The sequence below is a fragment of the Runella sp. R5_40 genome, assembly GCF_057652295.1.
This window is the reverse complement of sequence record NZ_JBYFCH010000035.1, coordinates 56,255-59,805: the sequence shown is the minus strand read 5'-3', so window position 1 is coordinate 59,805 and position 3,551 is coordinate 56,255. Positions and strand designations below refer to the sequence as shown.

Annotated in this window: 1 protein-coding gene; it reads right to left on the bottom strand. The window is 53.3% G+C overall.

Going from position 1 to position 3,551, the window contains the following annotated elements; genetic code table 11:
- Window positions 1–3,551, bottom strand: a 3,551-nt coding sequence (locus AC23N5_RS29845; protein ID WP_487758329.1) for a beta strand repeat-containing protein, incomplete at both ends; no start/stop codon positions are given.

Genomic DNA, 3,551 nt, shown 5'->3' with positions numbered 1-3,551 from the left:
CAATTGGCGTCGCAAGCCGCTTGGTAGCGGTGGGGTTGGTTATTGGACGGTTGGGAAACTGGGGCTGTCGCTGACCAGTTGCTCCATGCACCACTGCCCACTTGTACGCGCCAAACGGGTGAACCCGAAACGCACGAAATCAAGACGTTAAACTGTAAACTGTTAACTGAATTCGCATCGGTATCGCAAAGAACGGGATTATTGCCTTCGTTTAGGGTTTGTTGAAGCGTCGTTAGCGTGATCGTTGGTTTGTTTTGAACGGCCACACTGCCTGTAACGTTTGGCGAAACACAGCCGCCAGCATTACTCACTGTCAGGCTATACGAAATTGAACTACCCGTCGCGGGGCCGCTCAAATTCACCACAATCGGCGTTGAAGGTAGTGTTCCGTTGCTAACCGATGTAATTCCTACTCCCGTAATCGAATAACTTAGTGGGCTACCCGTCGTGGCCGTGTAAGGTATTGTGAAGGAAGTCGCTCCTGCACAAATAGGCGCGCTTGCTGCCGTTGTGATGCTTACATTGCTAGGGGGCACAGTAATCTCCACATCCCCACTCGCCACCGATGTACAACCTGCATCATTGGTCACGGTAAACGTGTATATTCCTGACACCAACCCTGAAACCGTCGTCGTCCCGCCCGTGCCCGTGCTAGTTACCGAACCAGGGTTGCGCGTCAATGTCCATGTACCACTCGATGGTAAACCGCTCAATTCGACGCTTCCCGTAGCCAATGCACAGGTCGGTTGCGTAATCGTGCCTACTGTTGGTTGAGCAGGGGCAGATGGAACCGCATTCACCGTCAAAGCCAAACTCGGTGATATACAACCCGTGGCCACGTCCTTCGCCGTCACATTGTAGTTCCCCGCGTCCAAATTACTGAACGTCGCCGAAGTTTGATACGCCCCGCCAAGGCTGTATTGAATATCGGTGCCTGTAGGGGCCGTCACCACAATTGTCCCTTTTGGCGTGGTACACGTCGGTTGTACCGTCACCGAAGCCGTTGGTTGGGCAGGTGCCGATGGAACCGCATTCACCGTCAAAGCTAAACTCGGTGATATACAACCCGTGGTCGTGTTCTTCGCCGTCACATTGTAGTTCCCCGCATCCAAATTACTGAACGTTGCCGAAGCTTGGTACGTACCGCCAAGACTGTATTGAATATCGGTGCCTGTAGGGGCCGTCACCACAATTGTCCCTTTTGGCGTGGTACACGTCGGTTGTACCGTCACCGAAGCTGTTGGTTGGGCTGGGGCTGATGGCACTGCATTCACCGTCAAAGCCAAACTCGGTGATATACAACCCGTGGTCGTGTTCTTCGCAGTTACATTGTAATTCCCTGCATCCAAATTACTGAACGTTGCCGAAGCTTGGTACGTACCGCCAAGACTGTATTCGATACCCGTCCCAACGGGGGCCGTCACCACAATTGTCCCTTTCGGCGTAGTACACGTCGGTTGCACCGTCACCGAAGCCGTTGGTTGGGCTGGAGCAGATGGAACCGCATTCACCGTCAAAGCCAAACTCGGTGATATACAACCCGTGGTCGTGTTCTTCGCTGTCACATTATAATTCCCCGCATCCAAATTACTGAACGTTGCCGAAGCTTGGTACGTACTGCCAAGACTATATTCGATGCCCGTCCCAACGGGGGCTGTCACCACAATTGTCCCTTTCGGCGTGGTACACGTCGGTTGTACCGTCACCGAAGCCGTTGGTTGGGCTGGGGCTGATGGCACTGCATTCACCGTCAAAGCCAAACTCGGTGATATACAACCCGTGGTCGTGTTCTTCGCCGTCACATTGTAGTTCCCTGCATCCAAATTACTGAACGTCGCCGAAGTTTGGTACGTACCGCCAAGGCTGTATTCGATGCCCGTCCCAACGGGGGCCGTCACTACAATTGTCCCTTTTGGCGTGGTACACGTCGGTTGTACCGTCACCGAAGCCGTTGGCTGAGCAGGAGCTGATGGCACCGCATTCACCGTCAAAGCCAAACTCGGTGATATACAACCCGTGGCCACGTCTTTCGCCGTCACATTATAATTCCCTGCATCCAAATTACTGAACGTCGCTGAGGCTTGGTACGCCCCGCCAAGGCTGTATTCGATGCCCGTTCCAACGGGAGCCGTCACCACAATTGTCCCTTTTGGCGTAGTACATGTCGGTTGTACTGTCACCGAAGCTGTTGGTTGGGCTGGAGCAGAGGGCACGGCATTCACCGTCAAAGCCAAACTCGGTGATATACAACCCGTGGTCGTGTTCTTCGCTGTTACATTATAATTCCCCGCATTCAAATTACTGAACGTTGCCGAAGTTTGGTACGTACTGCCAAGACTATATTCGATGCCCGTCCCCACGGGGGCTGTCACCACAATCGTCCCTTTTGGCGTGGTACACGTCGGTTGTACTGTCACCGAAGCTGTTGGCGTCGCAGGGGCTGATGGAACTGCATTCACCGTCAAAGCTAAACTCGGTGAAATACAATCCGTTGCTACGTCTTTCGCTGTCACATTATAGTTCCCCGCATCCAAATTACTGAACGTTGCCGAAGCTTGGTACGTACCGCCAAGACTGTATTGAATATCGGTGCCTGTAGGGGCTGTCACCACAATCGTCCCTTTTGGCGTGGTACATGTCGGTTGTACTGTCACCGAAGCTGTTGGTTGGGCTGGGGCTGATGGCACCGCATTCACCGTCAAAGCTAAACTTGGTGATATACAACCAGTGGCTACGTCTTTCGCTGTCACATTATAATTCCCCGCGTCCAAATTACTGAACGTCGCCGAAGTTTGGTACGTACCGCCAAGGCTGTATTCGATGCCCGTCCCAACGGGGGCTGTCACCACAATCGTCCCTTTTGGCGTGGTACACGTCGGTTGTACCGTCACCGAAGCCGTTGGTTGGGCAGGTTCCGATGGAACCGCATTCACCGTCAACGCTAAACTCGTTGATATACAACCCGTGGCTACGTCTTTCGCTGTTACATTGTAATTCCCTGCATCCAAATTACTGAACGTTGCCGAAGCTTGGTACGTACTGCCAAGACTATATTCGATGCCCGTCCCAACGGGGGCTGTCACCACAATTGTCCCTTTTGGCGTGGTACACGTTGGTTGTACCGTCACCGAAGCCGTTGGTTGGGCAGGGGCAGATGGAACCGCATTCACCGTCAAAGCCAAACTCAGTGAAATACAACCCGTGGTCGTGTTCTTCGCTGTTACATTGTAGTTCCCCGCATCCAAATTACTGAACGTCGCCGACGCTTGGTACGTACCGCCAAGACTGTATTCGATGCCCGTCCCAACGGGGGCCGTCACCACAATCGTTCCTTTTGGCGTGGTACACGTCGGTTGTACCGTCACCGAAGCCGTTGGTTGGGCGGGTGCTGATGGAACAGCATTCACCGTCAACGCTAAACTCGGTGATATACAACCCGTGGTCGTGTTCTTCGCTGTCACATTGTAGTTCCCTGCATCCAAATTACTGAACGTCGCCGAAGTTTGATACGTACTGCCAAGACTATATTCGATGCCCATCCCAACGGGGGC